The organism is Streptomyces sp. BE303, assembly GCF_036290945.1.
Classification (GTDB): Bacteria; Actinomycetota; Actinomycetes; order Streptomycetales; family Streptomycetaceae; genus Kitasatospora.
In genome coordinates, this window is the sequence record NZ_JAQYWZ010000406.1 from 1 (window position 1) to 686 (window position 686).

At 73.5% G+C, this 686-nt stretch carries 1 protein-coding gene; it reads right to left on the reverse strand.

The genetic code is table 11. The annotated features are described in order from the left end of the window. Positions 1-632: SDR family NAD(P)-dependent oxidoreductase (locus PUR56_RS07020; protein WP_329948270.1), on the reverse strand; the 632-nt coding region annotated here is incomplete at its 3' end. Positions 633-686: the final 54 nt, after the last annotated feature.

The window sequence follows — 686 nt, forward strand, 5'->3', positions numbered from 1 at the left end:
CTGCCCTCCGTCGCGGCGGCGAGGTTGCGCGCGGCGTCGACCTTGACCCGGAACACCGTGTCGAGGCGCTCGGGCGTCAGATCGGCGAGGAGGGCGTCGTCCAGCACACCGGCGGCGTGGATCACCGCGGTCACCGGCTCGCCCCGCAGCGCTGCGGCGACCGCTTCCGCGTCCGCCACGTCACAGGCCACCGCCCGCACCTTCGCCGAAGCGAGCTCCTCGACGAGTCCCGCATCCCCACCGGAACGGGACAGCAACAGCAGGTCACGGACCCCGTGCGTCTCGACCAGATGCCGGGCGACCAGCCGCCCCAGGGTGCCGGTCGCACCGGTCACGACGACCGTGCCGTCACCGAACTCCACCGGCGCGGACGCGGAACCCGACAGGCGTACCAGACGCGGCGAAGTGACCACGGCCTCGCGAACGACGGCCTGCGGCAGCGGATAGAACACGTCCTCGGCCGCGTCCACCAGATGGAGCCGGTCCGGATGCTCGGCCTGCGCCGACCGCACCAGACCCCACAACGCGGCACCGTCCGCGTCGGCGATCTCCGCGCCTTCCGCACCGAACGTCCGCACCACCAGGCGCGATTCGGACCACGCCGCGTCGGCCAGCCACGACTGGAGCAGCACCAGCAACGCGGCAGCCCGGTCCCGGGCCGCACCCGCCGCCGTCGCATCCACCAA